The following is a 20,831-nucleotide window of genomic DNA, read 5'->3' as shown; positions in this document are numbered from 1 at the left end:
TTGAAAACATGCTGTTCATTTTTAAAAAGTCATCGATTCGATGGCTTTTTTGCTGAGATAGAGCATAGATTTAGCCAAAATGATTGAAAATAGGATTCAATCATGTATAATCAAGAGAGAATAATTTTTGAGGAGAGAGGGGCATCCTTACCTTGCTGAAGAAAATATGGAATAGAGTGACGAGATTTAAATTAATAAAATCGGGGAAACATTGGATTCGAGTAGCCTGTTCGAATGCTTCTTTTTTGCGAGCTAAAAAAGGAAAAGATGTTTCCAATCATTCTAGTATGGATGCTCCAAGCTCCATAGCCTTAAAAGGCTTGATTGCTGCTGGATCCATTATGGGTGCGACGTCAATTGCGCATCCAACGGATGCTGACGAGCTAGCAGGTCCAACTTTACAGTCAGAAGTGGATTCGGAAGTGGGCGTAGTAGGTAAGGATAGCTTGGTGTTGAGCAGTGTGGAACAGTCGTTAACGACCAGTCTGTCTACGAGCGAGTGGTCTCCATCAGAGTTACAGAGTGATTCGCTTTCTACTACATTATCTACGACGAGTTCAGCAGTGCCCTCTACTTCAATAGCGGAAGCTAGCGTCCTTTCAAATGGGGACCAAGAGTCTGTAGCCGTCTCAGATCCTGCTCAGGATAAACAGCTTCAACGTATAGCTCAAGACCTTTATTCTTATATAGAGCAAGCGAAAGAATTGAAGGATGGAGAGGGACTTGTGTTGGAAGCGGAAGAAGCTCTGGAGGCTATCCGCAACCAATTAGCCAATCCAGGTCAAGAAGGAGAAGCGACGCTTCTTCAGGCTAAGTCTGTTCGGAATCGCTTGGTCAATGCTGTGTTAAGAGAACAATCAGGGAAGAGAGACCCGCGTACAGGTAGTGCCTTAGAAGTGGACAGTGCTTTACGTGCTCCTTTTGTCATGAGTGGTCCAGCAAATAATCATCTGATCACAGCTTATAATTCAGATCCGATTCGGTTGCAGTACATTGTGAGAGAGCAGAATGGTGGTGTTATTCTCACCTATATGGGTTATGCTCCTAACAGTGAACGAGTTGAGGGGGTTCTCGTTCCCAATGCAACCTTGAAATCACCTTTTGCTCCTATGTTGATCGAAGGGAAAGTCGGAGGCACAGAGGTTGTCGAACCCGGGAAGACGTATACGATAACCGTTCGTTTTACCAATGCTAGAAATCAGTTTCTCGATCGTTCTTTCCGCATTAAGGTCTTGCCTCAAAATGATGGCATTCGGAACCCAATTGCTCCAGTGACTTCTAATACTCAGGTGACTGATTTGACCAATCTGACTGAGTCTGAAAAAGCGCAGGTTTGGGAAAAGTTCAAAGTGGCAAATCCACGTCTGCTAGCGTCTAAAGACTTTAAGAGCTATTCAGTCTCTGCAACTGGAGAAATTACAGTTGTCTTCAAGGATTTGACGTCTAATACTGTGAAGGTACCTTTGACAGAGGATCCTCGCACGCAGTCGCTCTCAATCAGTTATTCCCAGAGCGTATCTGAAGCGCAAAGTACTTCGCAATTGCGGTCACAATCGGCCAAGCTATCAGAGTCTCTGTCTGAGAGCTATTCAGAATCGGAGAGTGCATCAACCTCAATCGTCGCTTCTCAAAGCACCTCGCTCTCTTCAAGCCTCTCGGTATCAACAGCAGCATCTCAATCTTTGAGTGTTCTAGAATCAGAAAGCCTTTCGGAATCTGCTTCGGTATCTGTTAGTGAGTCTAAATCAGTCAGTGAGGAGGTATCGGAGAGTCAGTCTGCATCAGTCAGCGAGTCGGAGTCATTAAGAATCTCTAAATCGATCAGTCAGTCTACTTCAGAAAGTACCTCCGAGTCGGTTTCAGGATCGTTGAGTACTTCGGTTTCTGCAAGTGAGTCTGTTTCGAGGTCTCAATCCGATTCGTTTAGTCAGTCTACATCGACAAGTGTTTCAGAATCGTTAAGCACCTCTGTCTCCACAAGTGATTCCTTTTCTACCTCTGAGTCCGAGTCGCTTAGTCAGTCTGCCTCGGCGAGTGTTTCGGAGTCGGTTTCAGAATCGTTGAGTGCTTCGGTTTCTTCAAGTGAATCTGTTTTGACCTCTCAATCCGAATCTGTCAGTCAGTCTACCTCGGCAAGTGTTTCAGAGTCGGTTTCGGAATCGTTAAGTACCTCGGTTTCCGCGAGTGAGTCTGTTTTGACTTCTCAATCCGAGTCACTTAGTCAGTCTACCTCGGCAAGTGTTTCAGAGTCGGTTTCAGAATCGTTGAGCACTTCGGTTTCTGCAAGTGAATCTCTTTCGACTTCTAAGTCCGAGTCACTTAGTCAGTCTACATCGGCAAGTATCTCCGAGTCGGTTTCAGAATCGTTGAGTACTTCGGTATCCGCCAGTGAATCTCTTTCGACTTCTAAGTCCGAGTCGCTCAGTCAGTCTACCTCGGCAAGTATCTCAGAGTCGGTTTCAGAATCTTTAAGTACCTCAGTTTCGATAAGTGAATCCATTTCGACTTCTGAGTCCGACTCGTTCAGTCAGTCAGTATCGGTAAGTATCTCCGAGTCTGTTTTAGAATCGTTGAACACTTCGGTCTCCGCCAGTGAATCTCTTTCGACCTCTGAATCCGATTCGCGTAGTCAGTCTACCTCGGCAAGTGTTTCAAAGTCGGTTTCAGAATCTTTAAGTACCTCGGTTTCCACAAGTGAGTTAGTTTCGACCTCTGAGTCCGAGTCGCTTAGTCAGTCTATATCGGCAAGTGTCTCAGGATCTGTCTCAGGATTCTTGAGTACTTCGGTTTCTGCAAGTGAATCTGTTTTGACTTCTCAATCCGAGTCGTTAAGTCAGTCTGCATCTGAGAGCCTGTCAGAGAGTGTCTCAGGATCGTTAAGCACAGCGGTTTCCACAAGTGATTCCGTTTCGACCTCTGAATCCGATTCGCTTAGTCAGTCTATATCGGCAAGTGACTCAGGATCGGTTTCAGAATCGTTGAGTGCTTCGGTTTCTGCAAGTGAATCTGTTTTGACTTCTGAGTCCGAGTCGTTAAGTCAGTCTGCATCAGAGAGCCTGTCAGAGAGTGTCTCAGGATCGTTAAGCACTTCGGTATCAAAAAGTGATTCCGTTTCTACCTCTGAGTCCGAGTCGTTAAGTCAGTCTACCTCGGCAAGTGTTTCGGAATCCGTTTCAGAATTCTTGAGTACCTCAGTTTCGATAAGTGATTCCGTTTCGACCTCTGAATCAGAGTCCGCACGTCAGTCTGCATCAGAAAGTGTTTCTGAGTCAGTTTCAGCATCGTTGAGTACCTCCGTTTCCACAAGTGATTTTCTTTCGACTTCAGAGTCGGTTGTGGAAAGTCGATTAGCATCTGAGAGCCTGATAGAGAGCGTCTCAGAGTCTTTGAGTACTTCATTCTCAGCAAGTGACTCAGCCTCGACTTCTGAGTTGGAATCAGAGTCAGTCTCTTTGAGTATCTCGGATTCTACAAGAGGGTCGGTCTCAGCTTCCCAATCGCTTTCAACTAGCCAGTTGACCTCAGAATCCGAGTCCGTCTCCGAATTAATGACTACCTCAATTTCCGCAAGTGAATCTATGTCAACTTCTCAATCCGAGTCGGTAAGGAATTCAGCTTCTATCTCGAGTTCTTTGAGTCAATCTGCTCCAACAAGCGAGTCTGTCTCGAAACCGGAGTCTAGGTCTGAGAGTCAGTCTGATTCAGTCAGTCTAACCGAGTCGTCATCGGGATCCCTGAGCGGTTCAATCTCAACAAGTGAAACCCTCTCAGAATCCTCATTTGACTCGCAAAGTCACTCAGAATCAATCAGTCATTCTCAGTCTCTTTCAAGGCTGGATTCAACAAGCGAAGTTCGATCTGAGAGTGTTTCAGGATTACTCATCCAGTCCTTATCCAACAAAGAAAGCTCATCGGAAGAAGTTCTTCCGGCAACTGGGGAGAAGAAAACTACAGCATCAACCTTATTTGCTCCTCTTGCATCTTTCGTTGGGCTAGCTCTATTGGGGCGCCGTAAAAAAGAAGAGGAAGAATAATCCTGTATCGCTATGTGAAAACAGCCATCTAGTATTTTGAGTGTCTACAAAAGAATCTCTTTTTGAGGTTCTTTTTTTCTGTTTTACCCTATTAGATTTCGCTGATTTTATCAAAAAATAATGAAAATGCTTTCGAGGAGGAAATTTTTTGAAAATTGAATTGTTATTTACCTCAAATTACTTGAATATGTATAGTAATGATGTATAATATTTAATGACTATAATGTTGAGGGGATATTCATGTTTTTTAAACGTTTGAATGGAAAAGTTAGGGAGATGGATCGAACGACTCGTTTCAAGTTAATCAAGTCTGGGAAGCACTGGGTTCGTTCAGAAAATTCTACCTTAGGTTTATTTAAAATTGTTCGTGGAGAAGTAGAAACAAGAGTTGTAACGAAGTCAGATAAGGAGCGGGATGGGATCCGTTCTACAAGTCAATTTGTACTGAAAGGCTTATTGGCGACGGGAGCAGCTGCTGGTGCTACCTCCATTATCAACACGGCTTTTGCGGATGAAGCAGGAACTGATGTGGTGACAACTTCTGAATTACAGAAAGAGACCTTAGCAGAGGCCAATAGCTTAGTGATTGGATCTGTTTCTGATGCCAGATCAATGTCAGAAGAAAGTCTTGAATCGACAAGTGCTTCAGTCTCTTTAAGCGAGCACGGTTCTGAGAGCCTTACTGTGGCTCTGAGCGAATCTGCTTCAGAAGCTACGACGACATCAGAGTCAAGCGTGGAAACGACCGAAAGGGTTCTAGGTGCAACGGATAAGGTTGGTCTAGAACAGAATCTATCAGAAGCGACCTTGTTGACCCAAATGGCCGAAAACTATGCCTCAAATCTTACAAATGCGGATCAAAAAGCAGCTCTTTCAGCTGCTATCGCTAAGGTGCAAACCGACTTATCAACCAGTACTCAGTTGCTTCATGAAAATGTAGGGACGCAAGCTTATGTGGGTCAGCGTCAACGCTTAAATCAGTCTGTTGACGAGCTGATGCTTGCTCTGAAAGCATCAGGTTTTGTAGGGAATAGCAGTGTAAACGGCAAACCTGCCATTGCAGCTCAGTTGGCACCGATTTATGAAACCGTTACAGACTCTAAAGAGTTGTCCAATATTACTCCTAATTTGGATGATCGAAATGGAGCTAATATCGAAGATGCTGCTTTGAAATTTGCAGGAGTAGAAAAGGACCCGCATTTAGATAAATCTGTAACACATCTTGATCCTGAGAGTCTCAAATCTCTTTCTGAAAATCATGATGTGACGCGCTATACCTTTGCTATTTGGGATTTCGTTAATCGAGTGAAGCCGGATCCTCTGGATTATTATGCAACCTTGTCCGTCGATCGTAGCTCGATTGGTTCAACTACTCCTAAAGGTGTTGACGTATACTTCCGCTTGGTTAAAAAGTCTAGTGGTACGGAGGTTTATGCTCAAACAGTTAAAGCAAATAGTGTAGTTGAATTTGATTTACCAAAGGAATTAGTTGGTTCAGATACAAACCGCCAATACAGGGTCTTTTACTCAATTTATGATGATGGGAAACCTGGAGTTATACGGATGCAAAGTGTAAGTTACCAGACTCCTAAATTTATGATTCAACAGCTTTATGATGTGCTAGAACCTAAAAATGTAGGTCTTTATGCACCATCGACAGTAGCATCCATTGTTCCATCACGAAGTGCTGAACATGTCACCTATTATAAGCTCATTGACGACAAAGGACAATTCTCGCGAGGAGCTTATGTTCCAACTGGCAGGGAAACTGTTTTGGCCTCTTATGCCCAGGTTGGTATTGAAGGTCAGGAGTACACAGCTTCAGCTGCTCGACAATTGGATGGTTTTGTTCAAGTTCCACTAGTAGACTATCATCAGAATAAAATGTCTGGCGTCTTTGATCTTAGGAAGGTTGGAGAACAGAATGTAGATACTTATTGGGGAGGGGCAAGAGACCATTATATTAAACTTGTCCGTGAAGTGACGAGTCCAAATGGCGATTTCACCTTAAAATACTATGTCTTGGATCCTTCCAAACAGAGAAATTACCGGAAAGGTGATAACGGTACAGTATTTGACCTTGCAAATTATACCTTAGTCTACGAAAAGGCCTTTAGAAATGATCATTGGAATGAAACCTTTGAAAATCTTGAGACGCGAGAGGTAAAAAGCAAGAAAGAGGATTATTCTCTTACAGTCACTCCCGATTTTTCAGATGGAAAAAACTTTAAGTTAAAAATCTCAGGTTGGTTCTCCTTGACAGAGAAGGAGAGCTATACGGATGAAAAAACGGGTAAGGAATATTCTTTCCGTAAACCATATACTTCCGCCCCAGAAAATCAAGCACAGCTTAGTGGTGGCCATATTGTGGGTGACGATGCATCCCTTCAAGGTGCTGACGGATTTTCTAAGTTTTATCATACGGTTTCGACCAGGGTTAGCTACTGGCCATTGAAGAGTGTGAATTACTATTACCGAAGAATGACTCCTTCTGAATTGAGTTCTCAATCATTCATTTATTCAGCTTCTCATTCGATGTCAACACAGGATAGTCTTTCATACTCAGAAAGCAACTCACAGGTAGTTGCTTCAGAGTCTCAATCTCTGTCTGTAGCTGTTTCTCTGTGGGATAGTCAATCAACGTCCTTATCTGAGTCAATCTCAAGTAGTGACTCGGTATCAGATAGTTTTTCTATTTCACAGGAACTCGAATCTCAATCGTTATCTTCTTCTCAGTCTAATTTGCAGAATGATTCAGAGGTCTCAGCCTCAGCGTCGGTAAGCAGCTCTCTATCTGCTTCAGAGAAGTTAGCATCTGAGTCAGTGAGTGGCTCCTTGTCTGTATCAGAGTCGATTTCTTCCGCTTCGACAAGTGTATCGTTATCAGCATCAGAAGTATCCGTTTCAGAATCAGCAAGCGCATCGTTATCAGCCTCAGAGGTATCCGTTTCAGCATCAACAAGTAGCTCGTTGTCAGTCTCAGAGAAGTTAGCATCTGAGTCATTGAGTGGCTCCTTGTCTGTATCAGAGTCGATTTCTTCCGCTTCGACAAGTGTATCGTTATCAGCATCAGAAGTATCCGTTTCAGAATCAGCAAGCGCATCGCTATCAGCCTCAGAGGTATCCGTTTCGGCCTCAGCAAGCAGTTCATTGTCAGTCTCAGAGAAGTTAGCATCTGAGTCATTGAGTGGCTCCTTGTCTGTATCAGAGTCGATTTCTTCCGCTTCGACAAGTGTATCGTTATCAGCATCAGAAGTATCCGTTTCAGAATCAGCAAGTAGCTCGTTGTCAGTCTCAGAGGTGTCTGCTTCAGCATCAACAAGTAGTTCTTTATCTATTTCAGAGAAGTCAGCATCCGAATCATTAAGTGGTTCCTTGTCTGCATCGGAATCTGCAAGTGCATCGGTATCAGCTTCAGAAGTATCCGTTTCAGAATCAGCAAGTACTTCAGAATCTGTAGCTCGTATGAAATCTTCTGAACTTCAATCCGCTTCAGTATCTGAGTTGATTTCGGAATCAACTAGCGTGTCAACTTCATCATCGATAAGTGCTTCAGAAGCAAGTACGTCGATTTCGGCAAGTGTATCAGAATCAGTCTTAACTTCTGAATCCGTTTCAAGTAGCGCATCAGAATCTGTCTTGAGTTCCGAGTCCGTTTCAGTAAGTAGATCTGAATCAATCTCAAGTAAACAAGCATCTAAGTTGGCGTCCGCTTCAGCATCTGAGTCAGTTTCAACAAGTGCATCTGAGTCAACCTCAAGCAAGCTAGCATCTGAGTTGGCATCGGCTTCAACCTCAGCCTCAGCCTCTGATTCAGTCTCAACTAGTACTTCAGAATCTGTAGCTCGTATGGAATCTTCTGAACTTCAATCTGTCTCAGTGTCTGAGTTGACTTCGAAATCAACAAGCGTTTCAGCTTCGGCTTTGACAAGTGTGTCAGAATCAAGTGCATCAGTTTCAGCCAGCGCATCCGAATCGGAATTGAAGTCTAAGTCTATTTCAATCAGTACATCTAATTCTATCTTGAGTTCAGCATCCGTTTCAACAAGTGCATCTGAGTCAACCTCAAGCCAGCTAGCATCTGAGTTGGAGTCTGTTTCCATCTCGGTAAGTAGTTCGTTATCAGCATCGGAAGTATCCGTTTCGGCTTCAGCAAGCACATCCGAATCTACTTCAAACAAACAAGCTTCTGAGCTTCAGTCTGCCTCAGTGTCTGAGTTGACTTCTGAATCAATCAGCGTTTCCGTTTCAACATCGACAAGTGCGTCAGCCAGCGTATCTGAATTGGTCTTGAATTCAGCGTCTGTTTCAGAAAGTGCATCCGAATCTGCTTCTCGCAAGCAAGCCTCTGAGTTAGAGTCAACATCAACATCTGATTCAGTTTCAACCAGCACATCAGAATCTGAAGCTCAAATGGAATTTTCTGAGCTTCAGTCTACATCTGTATCTGAGTTGAGTTCGGAATCCGCTAGCGTGTCAACTTCAGCATCTACAAGTGCGTCAGCCAGCGTATCTGAATTGGTCTTGAATTCAGCGTCTGTTTCAGAAAGTGCATCCGAATCTGCTTCTCGCAAGCAAGCCTCTGAGTTAGAGTCAACATCAACATCTGATTCAGTTTCAACCAGCACATCAGAATCTGAAGCTCAAATGGAATCTTCTGAGCTTCAGTCTACATCTGTATCTGAGTTGAGTTCGGAATCCGCTAGCGTGTCAACTTCAGCATCTACAAGAGTGTCAGAATTAAGTGCATCGATTTCAGCAAGTGCCTCTGAATCTGCTTCTCGCAAGCAAGCCTCTGAGTTAGAGTCGACATCAACATCAGAGTCAGTTTCAACCAGCACATCAGAATCTGTAGCTCGTATGAAATCTTCTGAACTTCAATCCGCTTCAGTATCTGAGTTGATTTCGGAATCAACTAGCGTGTCAACTTCATCATCGATAAGTGCTTCAGAAGCAAGTACGTCGATTTCGGCAAGCGTGTCAGAATCAGTCCTGAATTCAACATCCGTTTCAATTAGTACATCCGAATCTGCTTCTCTCAAGCAAGCCTCTGAGTTAGAGTCAACATCAACATCTGATTCAGTTTCAACCAGCACATCAGAATCTGTAGCTCGTATGGAATCTTCTGAACTTCAATCTGCCTCAGTGTCTGAGTTGACTTCTGAATCAATCAGCATTTCCGTTTCAACATCAACATCTGATTCAGTGTCAACTAGTGAGTCTGTATCAGTAAGTAGTTCAGAGTCTGTTTTGAATTCTGCATCAGTTTCAGCGTCAGCAAGCGTATCAGAATCAGTCTTGAATTCAGCGTCTGTTTCAGAAAGTGCATCAGAATCTGCTTCTCGCAAGCAAGCCTCTGAGTTAGAGTCGACATCAACATCTGAGTCAGTTTCAACCAGCACATCCGAATCTGTAGCTCGTATGGAATCTTCTGAACTTCAATCTGCCTCAGTGTCTGAGTTGACTTCAGCATCCGTTTCCGCGTCAGCAAGAGCTTCAGAATCTATCTTGAGTTTTGAGTCTGTTTCAATCAGTGCCTCTGAATCTGCTTCAAACAAACAAGCCTCTGAATTGGCATCCGCTTCAATCTCAGAGTCAGTTTCAACCAGCATATCAGAATCTGTAGCTCAAATGGAATCTTCTGAGCTTCAGTCTGCATCAGTGTCTGAGTTGACTTCAGCATCCGTTTCCGCGTCAGCAAGCGCATCAAAATCAGTCTTGAATTCAGCGTCTGTTTTAGCAAGCCCATCCGAATCTGCTTCAAACAAACAAACCTCTGAATTGGCTTCAGCATCGCATCAAACGAGTGCTTCTGATCAGTCTTCGACTTCTACAAATAGATCGACTTCGTCTACTCATTCTATGTCACAGGCATCAAATTGGTCATCCGCTTCTGCCTTGGCTTCAAATGCAGTAAACGAATCTACAGTGGTGTACGGGTCTGCTTCGGCGAGTCTTCAGGAGCCAGCGAGCACACTTGTTTCATTAAAAGCAAGCCAGCTCTCCTCAGAATCGACTTCTCTTTCAACGAGTCGTTCTACCTCTAGCTCGGCAAGCCAATCCCATTCACAAAGTCAAGCGACTCCTCAGATGAGCTCCTCTGGCGAGAAATCGGCTGCTTCTGTCTCTGAAGCCAAATCGACGTCGGACTCTCTAGGAGTGACGTCACGTGAGCTGTTCATCACGCTTGTAGTAGCTTTCTTTGCAGGCTTGGCCTCATTTTTCCATCGTAAAAAGTAAATACAATCATCTTTCTTAAATTGAAAATTTGCTTCTTTCGATTCTTCTGATATACCGGCAGATCCATGAGTGGATTTGTCGGTTTTCTTTGAGAATGTCGGGTGAAAAGCCTAGTGAAATATGGTATAATGAATGGAGAAAAGCTAGATGAATAGTGGTTCTTCAGATCATCTTCTGAAGAACTTTTTTTCTCTTATAGATCAGAGATCGTTTAGGTGAAATGGTCAAATTTGATGAGAGGACTTAGTTAGGATAAGCATTCGAAAGAAGGGGGAGTAGAAGAGCAGGATATGATGAAACAATCTGGAGTTAGGAAACGATTATTTTGGACAATCCTATTCGTTTTTGTTTATGTTTTAGGAAGTAAAATCACCTTGCCCTTTGTAGACCTAGCAAAGGTTCTAAATGTGAATGAAGGTGCTGCAAGGGGTCTGGAGTTGACGAGTGCTATCATGGGTGGAAATCTTCGTGGCATGTCCATCTTCGCTCTTGGACTTTCTCCCTGGATGTCTTCCATGATTTTGTGGCGGTTGTTTACAGTATCTAAACGGTATAACCTGGAGAGGACCAGTTCGGAGCTTGTGGAACGACGGAAGATGTACCTGACACTTGCTCTTGCTCTTGTTCAATCTCTGGCCATCTCTCTTTATCTCCCCTTACAAACAGATCTGAGCCCCCTTCTAGTTGTCTCGCTCAATGCCTTGATAATGATTGCAGGAACCTTTTTCTTGGTCTGGTTAGCTGATTTAAATACGGCCCTAGGCTTGGGGAATTCTATTGTCATCATGATGGCGGGGATGCTCCTGTACTTGCCAGAGGATGTCTTTGGAACCTTGTCAAAGAGTGGGGGTTCAGCATACAGCCTCCTGTTTCTAATGCCTCTCTTGTTAGGATTTATTTTCATGGTCGTATGCATCGAGTATGCTCGCTATCGGATCCCTGTGAATAAGCTGGGGATTCATAATAGTTTGAAACCTCACACCTTTTTAGAGGTCAAGCTCAATCCAGCTGGGGGGATGCCCTTTATGTATGCCATGACCTTGGTTTCTATCCCGCAGTATATCTTTTTGCTGGTCCAAGCTATCAATCCCCGTGCGTCATGGGCTGCCAGTATCGCAAAGGAGTTGGTAATAGGAGCGCCAGCTTGGATCCTGCTCTACGGTCTGATGATAGCAATTTTGTCCTTTGCTTTTGCCTTTGTGACGGTCAATGGGGAAGAAATTGCGGACAAGATGATGAAAAACTCAGAGTATATTGATTTCGTTTATCCTAGCGAAGAGACACGTCGGTACATCAATCGAATTGTCTTTCGCTTAACGGTCTTTGGGACACTTTATTTAATTCTGTTTACAGCATTGCCTTTCCTTCTTCTGCTCTGGGATAGAGGACTTCTGCGTTTGGCTATGATTCCAGGGAGTTTTCTCATGTTTGTGGGGATGATGTCGACCATCCGAGAGGAAGTTCGAGCCCTTCGCGTGAACCAAGGCTATACAAGATTGTTTTAGGAGTTGTTATGTATTACTTTATACCAGCCTGGTATGGCAGTGAGCGGATTTGGCACAGTAGGGTGACGCCTTGGTATTGGACGCAAGCTACGATTGAATTTGATGAGACTATTCACCAGCTTCGGGTCTTCCAGGAAGCGGGAGTGGAGCGGAAATTAGTGATTCCGCACTATTGCCCGCAATTGCGTTACGACCTCCATCGGCAAGATTTGTTAGAAACAGATTATCTGTCGATTTTTGATCACATTCAGGGGATTTCCCCTCATCAAGAGATGCTTCCGATTCAGGTCGAGGATTTGGAATGGCCTGCTCACACAAGCTTTACTTATACGCCTTTTCAAATAGTGGCGTTCTGTCGCGGCCAGGAGATTGCTAGTATCGATCTGGGGGTAGACGGGAATATCCTCTCAGTGAGACGGGTAAAGGATAAGGAAACGGTTTATGTGCAGTATCTGGATGACCGAGGCTTTATTTCCAGTCTTATATACTACAAAGAGGGACGTCCCTATTTTCAAGACTATCTAACCCCCGAAGGTGACTGGGTCTTGAGAGAGTTGTTAACAGATGCTAGCCACATGGTCTTTGTCAATGAAGCCTTTCAGAAGCAGTTCAATCGAGAAACCTATCCGGACATGGGAGAAGTGGTTGCTGAAAAAATGAAAGCCAACCTAGGAGACCTGGTTCCGGGTCAAGATCGTCTGGTGATTGCAGCCCATCCGGTCAATCTACCCTTTGTCCAACAAGTGGGACTAGGTGTTTCAAAGGTTCTTTCTTTTTATGGGCAACGCCAGCCCTTATCTCAAGAAGATTCGTCGCTTCATTTTTCTTTAAAAGAGGTTGACTTGGTGATAACGGATAGTGAAAAAACGAAACAGGACTTGCTTGGTCTTGCTCCAAGTCTTGCTTCTAAGATCCATCGCCTGACGTCCTTTGATTCACGGCTGAGATTGGGAAGCAGTCAGGAGAGGAAGGAGTCGAAAATCTTTTTCCACCTGGATGAAAAGGATCTCCCCTCTCAATCCGTTTTACAGAAAATGTTTGAAATCTTAGCGAAAAATCCCTTGTTTGAGGTCATTTTCGCGATTTACAATGCTTCTGATGAAACCGTAGCGGCACTGGATCATCACTTAGAAGACTTGGCTAGCAAGATGGGGATAGCTTCTCTAGGTGTTCAGGTTGATTCTCGAGAACTGGGAGAAAACCACCTCCTCGAAGATGCCTCTCTCTTTGAAAAGAAGCAAGATCGTTATAAGGTTCGAAATTTCTTTAACGAGAATGATATCATCAAAGAATTAGAACAGACTCGCTTAATAGTAGACGTAAGTGAGGAACCCAATCTGTATACACAAATTGCAGGCATTTCGGCAGGAATCCCTCAGATCAATCGTACCCATACGGAGTATGTAGACCATTTAAAAAATGGATATGTCTTGGGTGAGATGGAGGAAGAGCTAGAAAAAGCGATAGACTATTTCCTTAGAGATCTGAAACCGTGGAATGAAGCGCTGATTTATTCTGTCGAAAAGATCCAAGAATACACAGGCCAGCGCTTGATCGCCAAATGGGAAGGATGGATGAAAAACTAGGATGGACAGGAAGTTGGAAACAGGCCATATTCTTCAAATTGGACCTACAAATTGGCAGGAAGAAGTGACAATTCCAGAAGGTCTGAACTGGCATTATTTTTCTATCCAAACCCCTCTACAGATAGAGGACTACATGGCGGAGCAAGGCATCAAGGAGTTCCAGGCCTTGGTGCTGGATCATCCTGAGAGGTTATTGAGCTTCAAAGAAGAGCTGGGTTTCTTTCAGCCCTACACTGTATTTTATGATCAAGTATATGATCAAGAGTCATTTACAGAAGAATTGGATCATTTGATGCAACTGGTTCAGGCTAAGGCTTGGGATTTTTCCGATAAGGCTCCCTTTCTCTATCAACTCCATCGTTTCCTTTATGACGGCCAGTATGGGGATGCCTTTAGTGTCAGAGAGTTACGAGTTAGAGCTGACTTTGCAGGCAGTCAAACGGTCAGAGGGAAACACTTTTTGGAGTTAGAGGGTTCATATGGAGAAGAATATACCCCCATCGCCCAGTGGATCAACACCTATTCGTATGATGGGGTCATTCCTACGGATCTATGGCTAGAGTACGAGAAAACGCCGGACTGCCAGATCCAGTTGCGGGTCCAATTTTTCCAGAGTGGGACCTTGGGATCTTTAGTGAAGGAGCTTGTTTATTCAGAAGCAGATTTGGAAAGGCCGGTTCTGATTGACGAGCCAGATCGTTATTACCTATCCTTTTCACTAGAAGCGAAGGGCCAGGGGCGACTCATAATCGGTGCTTTGCACAAGCGCTTCTCCCATGGTCCTTTTGGAGAAATTGCTCTTGGTTCGCAGACTCTCAGAGACAGCAAGCGTCAGGAAATTTTTGCTTATTTCCATCCAGGAGACCTGAAGCCACCTCTGAATGTCTATTTCTCCGGTTATCGTCCTGCAGAGGGCTTTGAAGGCTTTGCCATGATGAAAAATATGGGAGCGCCCTTTATTCTCTTTTCGGATCCACGTCTAGAGGGGGGATGCTTCTATCTAGGCTCTCCGGAGTTGGAAAAGAAGATTCAGGATTTTATCGATCACCATCTTCAATCCTTAGGATTTGGTCCCAAAGAATTGAACTTTTCAGGTCTATCGATGGGCACTTATGGAGCTCTCTACTATGGATCCTCTTACTCACCTCATGCGATCTTGGTTGGGAAACCGATTGTCAACCTTGGGGATGTAGCTGCCAATCTGAAGTTTAAACGGCCAGATGAATTTGGAACCTCGCTCGATATGATGCAATTGCTTCTTGGTCGAGTGTCAAGTGAAGGGATAGAGGCCTTGAACAAGCGTTTTTGGGATCGATTCCATCAGGCAGAGTTAAAGGATACCCTCTTAGCCTTGGCTTATATGAGGGACGATGACTACGACCAGAAGGCTTATTCGGATATTTTAGAAGCTCTTTATCACCAGCCTATTCGGATCATTAGTTCAAGTCGCCCGGGTCGCCACAATGATGCAACGGAGTCTATCATCGAGTGGTTCTTGACCCAATACAAAGAAATCATGGAAAGAGATTTTGGAAGAAGTGGATGATTAGGATGAGAAAGCAAAAAGATCGTCACCTTTATTGGGGGCCGATCTCTTCAGTTGATTATTTATGGGGGTCTGTGATAGAAAGATTAGCAGAAGATCAGATTCGATTTACGAATCCTTTGATGCCTTCTGGTCAAGTCTTAAAAAGTTGGAAATCCCTCACAAGCTATGGGGAGGATCGGATGCCACCCAGTCTGCCACTTTTACAGAGAGGCCGGACCTATGTAGTTGAAGTTCAGATGACTTCTAGGCCTGCTCATACGGTTATGCTAGAAGTTGTTTGCCAGGATCGTTTTGGCAAGATAGTGGACCGGCAGGTCAGTACAGAAGGGCAAGTTAAGTTGGTATATCCAGAGCAAGCTTATTCTTACCAAGTGCGTCTCCTCAGTGCAGGGATGCAAGAGTTTACCTTTCGCTATTTCACAATTTCACCGATTTCGTCTGAACAATGAGTTATTCTGATATAGATCAAGCAGATGGATAGTAAATGAGGACCCAGTGGATTCTATAAAATTGAAAAAAATAAAAAAGATCTTAAATGAGGTGAATAGCTGGAAAGATCGGATGTCCCAGTTGACAGACCAGCAGTTACAAGAAAAGACAGAGGAATTCCGCCGTCGTTTCCGACAAGGAGAGTCACTAGACGATTTGCTAGCAGAAGCTTATGCAGTCGTGAGAGAAGTCTCTCAGAGAGTCTTGGGGATGTTTCCTTACGATGTTCAAGTCATGGGAGCGATCGTCCTCCACCAAGGAAATATTGCAGAGATGGAAACCGGGGAAGGAAAGACCCTAACGGCAACCATGCCCGCCTACCTGAATGCAATAGAAGGGAAGGGGGTTATGGTGATTACCCCCAATACTTACCTGGCAACTCGTGATGCGGAAGAAATGGGTAAGATTTATCGTTTTCTAGGTTTGACAGTCGGAGTTCCACTTCAAGATACTGAGGGCGAACTCTCCCCAGCTAAGAAGCGGTCGCTCTATCAATCTGACATTGTTTATACCACCAATAGCAGCTTGGGCTTTGATTATCTTTCAGAAAATTTAACCGCCTCACTTGATGGCCAATTCCTGGCAAATTTGAACTATGCGATTGTAGATGAAATCGATTCTATCTTATTGGATAGTGCTCAGACACCCTTAGTGATTTCGGGCTCTCCTCGTGTGCAGTCCAATCTATATGGGATTGTAGACACCTTGATCCGAACCTTCAAAGAAGGAGAAGAATACAAGGCTGATGGGGACAAGAAACAGGTGTGGTTGACCCCAAAAGGTGTAAAAGCAGCCGAGGCTTTTCTATCCCTGCAGCATTTGTATGATCCTGAGCACCGTGATCTTGTCCGCCATATTAGTCTGGCTTTACAAGCACATCAACACTATAAAAGGGACAAGGACTATGTCGTCCGTTCGAATAAAAAAGGAGAACAGGAGCTTGTCCTTTTGGATCAAGCAACGGGGCGTCTTATGGAATTGACTCGTCTTCAAGGGGGACTTCATCAGGCTCTTGAAGCTAAGGAAGGACTTTCCTTGACACCAGAGACACGGGCCATGGCTTCGATTACTTACCAAAATTTATTCAAGATGTTTCAAAAACTTGGCGGTATGACGGGAACCGGAAAGGTTGCAGAAGCTGAATTTTTGGAGACCTATGCCATGTCAGTGATTCAGATCCCAACCAATCGAAAACGGATTAGGCAGGATCTTCCAGATGAGATATACCAGACCTTGCCAGAAAAAGTCTATGCTTCTATGGCCTACATCAAAGAAGTATATGCAAAGGGAAACCCGATTTTGATCTTTGCCGGTTCAGTTGAGATGTCTGTCTTGTATTCAAACCTTCTCCTTCGTGAAGGAATTCCCCATAATCTGTTGAATGCCAATAAGGCTTCTCGTGAAGCGCAGATTATTGCTGAATCTGGTCAAAAAGGTGCAGTGACCGTTGCGACCTCGATGGCAGGTCGGGGGACAGATATCAAATTAGGGCAGGGTGTAGCTGCCTTAGGTGGCTTGCTTGTCGTCGGGACGGAGCGGATGATGAATCGCCGGATAGATCTCCAGATTCGAGGACGATCAGGACGTCAAGGAGATCCTGGAAAAACCAAGTTTTTTGTCTCTCTGGAGGATGATTTAATCAAACACTGGGGACCAAACTGGATCCAAGATAGGTATCAAGATTACGACGTAGAGGATCGACTTCGAAAAGCCAAACCTCTAACCCGGAGGAAATACCAACGCATCGTCGCTCAAGCTCAGGATGCGAGTGAAAGTGCTGCGCAAGCTAGTCGTCGCTTGACCTTGGAGTTCGCAGAGAGTATGAACATTCAACGCGATTTGGTTTATAAGGAACGGGATCGGTTGATCAGGCTGGACAGACGTTTGGATGGACTAATCGAGAAAATTGCTCGGGAAGTGTTTGCCCAAGTGGCTAAAAATAAAAAGTATCAAGACCCGATTGCCTTCTATCACTATATTTTAGATCATATCAGCTATCAGGTTAATCCTGCTCAGATCCATCAAGCCTTTCCTTCCAAGCAGGCAAAAGAGGATTTCCTCTGGGAGCTAGCCCGCTCGGAGTTGCTTGCTAAATATCAAAGGCTGGAATCCGATGAGGTAATTGCTCAGTTTCAACGGATGGTGCTCTTAAAAGCTATTGACGAAAATTGGGTGGAACAAGTGGATTATTTGCAACAATTACGTGTGGCCTTGTCTGGTCAGTACGCCAGTCAAAAGAATCCACTGGTCGAATTTTACCAAGAAGCCTCTTTATCTTTTGATCGGATGAAGGCATTGGCAAAAGAGCAGATGGTTCGCAATCTCTTACTCAGTCGAGTAGAAATCAATACAAAAGGGGAAATTGTCCTGTATTTCCCATAAAAGAGGATTTATGACAGTATACAATATCAATCTTGGGATTGGATGGGCCAGTAGTGGCGTCGAGTATGCACAAGCCTATCGGGCCAAGTTGCTAAGACAGATCCAAGAACCTGCAAAATTTATTTTTATGGATATGATATTAGCAGACAATATTCAACACTTAACAGAGAATATTGGATTTAAAGACCATGAAATCATATGGCTCTACACTCATTTTACGGATATCAAAATTGCGCCAACCACTTATACGGTGGATCAAGTCCTGGCTGGGTTCGCTGGGAAGCCAACGCGAGAAGAGACCACAGGGAAGGTGAAGCGCTATTTCTATGAAGACCAAGACAGTTTTTTGACCTGCTATCTTCGGGACGAAAAGAGTCCCTATGTAGAGCGCTGTGAGTATGTTTCCAGAGGAATTCTAGTCAGAAAAGACTATTTTTCCTATACCCGCTACTGTACAGAGTACTTCATCCCTAAAAATAATCAAGCCAACTTGATTGAACGACGTTTCTACAATGAAGATGGAAGTGTGGCCTATCGGATGCAGTTGGCAGATGGTCAGGAGATTTACCGTTTTCCAGATTGTTATCTCCTGGGCCGGCAGGAATTGATTCGCTACTTTATGCAAAGTCTCAACTTGACCAAACAAGATCTAGTGATTTTGGATCGGGAGACTGACATCGGCCAACCTATTTTTGAAGAGGCCCAAAAAGCTCGTCTAGGAGTCGTGGTCCATGCGGAGCACTATAGTGTCAATCATACCGATGATCAATATATTTTGTGGAACAATTATTACGATTACCAATTTACTAATGCGGACAAGGTGGACTTCTTTATTGTCGCAACCGATCGCCAAAAGGAAGTTTTAGCAGCGCAATTTGCAAAATATACCCCTCATACTCCTGCTATCTACACTATTCCGGTAGGAAGTCTCGCCAGTCTACCGCAAAACGACTCTCGGAAACCTTTTTCTCTGATGACTGCTTCGCGTCTGGCGACAGAAAAACACATCGACTGGTTAGTTCGAGCAGTTGTCGAAGCAAAAAAAGAGCTACCGTCCCTTTCTTTTGATATTTATGGAAAAGGCGGAGAGGAAGGTAAGTTGCAATCACTGATTGAAGAGTTAGGAGCGACGGACTATATCCAGCTCAAAGGCCATATGGACTTGACCGATATTTACAAAGATTATGAAGTCTACCTTTCGGCTTCTACCAGTGAAGGCTTTGGTCTGACCTTGATGGAGGCCATTGGTTCTGGTCTTCCGATCATTGGCTTTGATGTGCCTTATGGCAATCAGAACTTTGTTAGAGATGGGGGAAATGGCTACCTGCTTCCGACTGAACCAGACCAGGTTGTGGACAGGATAGCGAGGTCCTTTGCTGAAATGATCTGCTTGCTATACCAGAGCCAAAAGATGCCATCCATGCGTCAAGCATCTTATGCGCGTGCAGAAGATTTTCTAACCAGTAAGGTTGAAAAAGCTTGGTCTCAATTGATTGAGGAGGTGACCCATGCTGAACGTATTTGATCGGTTTTCGCGTGAAAGCCAAGATCTGCTCTATTCTTTACAAAGAGCAGGTTACACGCATCCAACGATCGTCTTGGAACCGAATGGCTTTTTACCTGATGGAGTAGAGTCGCCCTTTCTTTACTTTTTAGGTCAACCGACAGGTGAAAAACGGGGGCGTTTCTTTAACGAAATTTTAGTCCCTGATTTTTGGGAAATCACTGGTGATGCATCTGGTGGACGGATTTCCTACTACGGCCAAGAAAAAGCACGCATCTATTACCAAGATGCTACTCATAAACGAATCGTCGAACGGGTAGAGTGGTTCCATCAAGAGGGACAAGTAAGCACAGTGGATCACTATGACCAATACGGTCGAAAAATAGCGGTGACCACTTGTGATGGCCAGGGCAATCCCTTGTTAACCACCTACTTTGAAGAAGAGATGGAACGCCTAACAGAAAATCATCAAACAGGTGATCTGATTTTGACGCTGGATCATGAGCCCATGCGGATTTTCAAAAATCGACTAGCTTTCTACGTCTTTTATGTCCAATACCGAGGATTTGCTCTGGATCAAGTGCTCTTTAATACGCTGGCTCAGTCTTTTGCTTTGAGTTTGCAACTTGGCAAAATGGGACTGGTAGGCCGGGATGTCTTGGTTTGGCAAGAGCCATTACAGGATAGTCTGCCAGGCAATATGCAACTGATCCTCAATAGCCCAGAGATACGGACGAAGAAGATTTTCATCCCTCAAAGGGAGACCTATCGCCGTGCCCTAGAGTTGGTATCACCAGAGCAAAAGGATTGTTTTGCCCCTCTTGGTTATATCTATGATTTTGCTGTCAAAGACGATATTCGCAAGGATGCTTTTGTATTAACAAATTCAGATCAGATTGAAGCCTTGCCTTATTTGTTAGAGCACTTACCGGATGTGACCTTCCGAGTTGCTGCTGTGACAGAAATGTCACCAGAACTCATGTCTCTGGTCCGCTACCCCAATTTGGTCTTGTATCAGAATATTAGCCAGAAACGGATCAAGGAGCTCCTTCACCAATCCAGTATCTATCTAGATATCAATCATTTTGGGGAGGTACAGGGAATTGTTCGTAAGGCCTTTGAGCACCAACAGCTGATCCTAGGCTTTGAACAGACCTTACATGACCCGCCTTATCTTGCTCAAGAAAATGTCTTTAGGCAAGGAGAAAAAGACGAACTCGTGGCACGCATCAAAGAAGTTTATCAATCAATAGAGAACTACCGACACGCAGTTTCAAATCAAATTGCACAGTCTAACGCGATCGAACAGGAAGAGTTTCGTTCGAGATTCCAAGAAGGGATAGGTGATAGAGATGTCTGATCAGAAGAAGGACTTGTTCTATAAAGAAGTAGAAGGACGGATGAATGCGCTGAAGCGACGATCCGCAGAAAAAGAGAAAGCAACGCGCTCAGAAAACGTCAACCTGACTTTAAATGTCGTCATCGGCCTCGTTATCTTGTTGGGGGTGTTGCTCAGCCTTTTCCGAGTATTTGGAGGCTAAA

The 20,831-nt window shown here is 44.2% G+C and carries 10 protein-coding genes; all 10 read left to right on the top strand.

The window, feature by feature from the left end; translation table 11 throughout:
* Positions 1-176: 176 nt before the first annotated feature.
* The 10 genes from EAI95_RS10095 to asp4 all read left to right on the top strand — a co-directional run bounded on the left by EAI95_RS10095 (position 177) and on the right by asp4 (position 20,830).
* Positions 177-4,034: a KxYKxGKxW signal peptide domain-containing protein gene (locus EAI95_RS10095; protein WP_275112101.1), complete on the top strand. Its 3,858-nt coding sequence runs from the start codon at positions 177-179 to the stop codon at positions 4,032-4,034.
* Between the two features lie 240 nt (positions 4,035-4,274).
* Positions 4,275-10,274: an accessory Sec-dependent serine-rich glycoprotein adhesin gene (locus EAI95_RS06455; protein WP_129822523.1), complete on the top strand. Its 6,000-nt coding sequence runs from the start codon at positions 4,275-4,277 to the stop codon at positions 10,272-10,274.
* A 290-nt stretch (positions 10,275-10,564) separates the two neighbouring features.
* Positions 10,565-11,779, top strand: a complete 1,215-nt coding sequence (gene secY2, locus EAI95_RS06450; RefSeq protein WP_129822522.1) for an accessory Sec system protein translocase subunit SecY2 — start codon at positions 10,565-10,567, stop codon at positions 11,777-11,779.
* An 8-nt stretch (positions 11,780-11,787) separates the two neighbouring features.
* Positions 11,788-13,365 (top strand): accessory Sec system protein Asp1, encoded by a 1,578-nt coding sequence (asp1, locus tag EAI95_RS06445; protein ID WP_129822521.1) that lies wholly within the window; start codon positions 11,788-11,790, stop codon positions 13,363-13,365.
* A 1-nt stretch (position 13,366) separates the two neighbouring features.
* Positions 13,367-14,911 carry an accessory Sec system protein Asp2 gene (gene asp2, locus EAI95_RS06440; protein WP_129822520.1) on the top strand — a complete coding sequence of 515 codons (1,545 nt, stop codon included), beginning with the start codon at positions 13,367-13,369 and terminating at the stop codon, positions 14,909-14,911.
* Positions 14,908-15,363 carry an accessory Sec system protein Asp3 gene (asp3, locus tag EAI95_RS06435; protein WP_129822519.1) on the top strand — a complete coding sequence of 152 codons (456 nt, stop codon included), beginning with the start codon at positions 14,908-14,910 and terminating at the stop codon, positions 15,361-15,363. Before asp2 ends, asp3 begins: the two co-directional genes overlap by 4 nt.
* Before the next feature lie 46 nt (positions 15,364-15,409).
* Positions 15,410-17,785 (top strand): accessory Sec system translocase SecA2, encoded by a 2,376-nt coding sequence (secA2, locus tag EAI95_RS06430; RefSeq protein WP_048715680.1) that lies wholly within the window; start codon positions 15,410-15,412, stop codon positions 17,783-17,785.
* A 10-nt stretch (positions 17,786-17,795) separates the two neighbouring features.
* Positions 17,796-19,310: an accessory Sec system glycosyltransferase GtfA gene (gtfA, locus tag EAI95_RS06425; protein WP_129822518.1), complete on the top strand. Its 1,515-nt coding sequence runs from the start codon at positions 17,796-17,798 to the stop codon at positions 19,308-19,310.
* Positions 19,294-20,649 (top strand): accessory Sec system glycosylation chaperone GtfB, encoded by a 1,356-nt coding sequence (gene gtfB / locus EAI95_RS06420; protein WP_129822517.1) that lies wholly within the window; start codon positions 19,294-19,296, stop codon positions 20,647-20,649. The genes gtfA and gtfB overlap by 17 nt, the downstream gene beginning before the upstream one ends.
* The gene (asp4, locus tag EAI95_RS06415) at positions 20,642-20,830 is read left to right on the top strand and encodes an accessory secretory system protein Asp4 (RefSeq protein WP_129822516.1); all 189 of its coding nucleotides are present in this window, start codon (positions 20,642-20,644) and stop codon (positions 20,828-20,830) included. The genes gtfB and asp4 overlap by 8 nt, the downstream gene beginning before the upstream one ends.
* The last annotated feature ends 1 nt before the right edge of the window (position 20,831 follow it).

Source organism: Streptococcus sp. bf_0095, assembly GCF_004166885.1.
In the GTDB taxonomy this organism is placed as follows: domain Bacteria; phylum Bacillota; class Bacilli; order Lactobacillales; family Streptococcaceae; genus Streptococcus.
This window is presented reverse-complemented; position numbering and strand designations above follow the sequence as displayed.

Excerpts from the sequence above, each read along its gene's own strand:
- EAI95_RS06455 (WP_129822523.1), top strand. The coding sequence starts at position 4,275 with ATGTTTTTTAAACGTTTGAATGGAAAAGTTAGGGAGATGGATCGAACG.
- secY2 (WP_129822522.1), top strand. The coding sequence starts at position 10,565 with ATGATGAAACAATCTGGAGTTAGGAAACGATTATTTTGGACAATCCTA.
- asp2 (WP_129822520.1), top strand. The coding sequence starts at position 13,367 with ATGGACAGGAAGTTGGAAACAGGCCATATTCTTCAAATTGGACCTACA.
- asp4 (WP_129822516.1), top strand. The coding sequence starts at position 20,642 with ATGTCTGATCAGAAGAAGGACTTGTTCTATAAAGAAGTAGAAGGACGG.
- gtfB (WP_129822517.1), top strand. The coding sequence starts at position 19,294 with ATGCTGAACGTATTTGATCGGTTTTCGCGTGAAAGCCAAGATCTGCTC.
- gtfA (WP_129822518.1), top strand. The coding sequence starts at position 17,796 with ATGACAGTATACAATATCAATCTTGGGATTGGATGGGCCAGTAGTGGC.
- asp3 (WP_129822519.1), top strand. The coding sequence starts at position 14,908 with ATGATTAGGATGAGAAAGCAAAAAGATCGTCACCTTTATTGGGGGCCG.
- asp1 (WP_129822521.1), top strand. The coding sequence starts at position 11,788 with ATGTATTACTTTATACCAGCCTGGTATGGCAGTGAGCGGATTTGGCAC.